Source organism: Bacillus velezensis (assembly GCF_001461825.1).
GTDB lineage: Bacteria > Bacillota > Bacilli > Bacillales > Bacillaceae > Bacillus > Bacillus velezensis.
On record NZ_LLZC01000016.1, the window covers coordinates 1 to 1,076 of the forward strand.

The 1,076-nt window shown below is 43.5% G+C and carries 1 protein-coding gene; it reads left to right on the forward strand.

Going from position 1 to position 1,076, the window contains the following annotated elements; translation table 11 throughout:
* Positions 1-1,076, forward strand: a 1,076-nt coding sequence (locus AR442_RS08665; RefSeq protein ID WP_160315672.1) for a T7SS effector LXG polymorphic toxin, incomplete at both ends; no start/stop codon positions are given.

Consider the following 1,076-nt stretch of genomic DNA (forward strand, 5'->3'; position numbering starts at 1 on the left):
ATCTGATCGATATGAAGATTGCGTTTCTTAACAGTATTTCAGGAAAAGTAGCTGATGCCGGATTGGCCGATTCGTTTGTGGAAGAGTCATTTTTAGAACATGAGTTGATACATGCGAAGAATACATCACAAGCTATCATGCAGGAGCAGCGCAATGAAATGAAAGGTATCCTTGATGAAATCAGTGATATCATTCATCTTGATGTTTTCTCTACAGAAGATGTCGATCAAAAGCTGGATTCAGCAGACAAAAAACGGGATAAGACCATACATAAACTCGGAAAGCTTGATCACGATCTAACGAAAGAATACGCAGAAACCGAGGCAAATGAACATTTCATTCAGGCAGATTTTCAGCAGCTCCAAAATGCTACAGGCAAAGGGAAAAATGTAACACCACTTCACTATAACGCCAAGGCGTACAGAGAAAGTGACATACATAAGAAAAAAGGCGAGATTGCAAGACACTCAGACACATATTTAACGTTTAAGAAGGAAGAAGCGAAAGAGCGGGAAATCAAGGATCTAAAGAAAAAGCTGGCTGACGGTGTGACCGATCCGGATGAATACTTGGAAATTGCGAAGAAGATCGGTTACGAGAATCTTGAACCTTCCCAGCAGCAATATGTGATCCAGCTTGAACAAGCAAAACAGATGGAAGAAGCCGGAGAAGTGACTTGGGATATTTTAAAAGGAGCCGGCGTTGGTTTATATGATGTCGGGAAAGACACGGTGACCGGTCTATGGGACTTCATAACCGATCCGGGGGAAACGCTGTCAGCACTGGGGAATGCAGTACTTCATCCTGTTAAAACATATGATGCTGTTAAAGCGGCAATTGAAGAGTCGTATCAAAAGGATATGGTGAACGGAGATGCTTACTCCAGATCAAGATGGGTGACATATGCGGTCGGTTCAGTGGCTGTGGCTGTCGTCGGAACGAAAGGCGCAGGAGCCGTTAACAAAGCTGATGCGGCGGGGAAGGTCATAAACAAGGCAGGACAGGCAGGGAAGAAAATTAAAGACGTTAAACTTCCAGATCTGCTTCCTTATAACTCTAAGTATGATCTTGCTCTG